The organism is Paenibacillus xylanexedens (assembly GCF_007676705.1).
GTDB classification, from domain to species: Bacteria; Bacillota; Bacilli; order Paenibacillales; family Paenibacillaceae; genus Paenibacillus; species Paenibacillus xylanexedens_C.
On record NZ_VEBF01000156.1, the window covers coordinates 1 to 308 of the forward strand.

The window sequence follows — 308 nt, forward strand, 5'->3', positions numbered from 1 at the left end:
ATAAACCTAACACCCCAATCCCCTGCATCGCACTATCTTCCCTTTCACGTACCCAACCTCCCCCACCCCCACACCCTAACCCCTCACACCCCTCATCACCAACTCTCTGTCCTCCTTCTCACTCCCTTCCCTAATCTAAATACTCCCCACAACACATCCGACAATATCGGCAAAACAATGAGTGTTTTCCACAAAATCCCTCCCTATTCCGTCTACCTCTCAACTTCCCATCAACTCCACATCACACCACCTACCCAATTCCAAATCCCTATATCTCTTCCCCCCCCAAAACCCACCTACCCCCCTCC

At 51.3% G+C, this 308-nt stretch carries 1 protein-coding gene; it reads left to right on the plus strand.

What is annotated here, in order from left to right; genetic code table 11:
- A partial coding sequence (locus FS628_RS33240) for a 5-deoxy-glucuronate isomerase (RefSeq protein ID WP_369008906.1) occupies positions 1-308 on the plus strand: 308 nt, incomplete at its 3' end.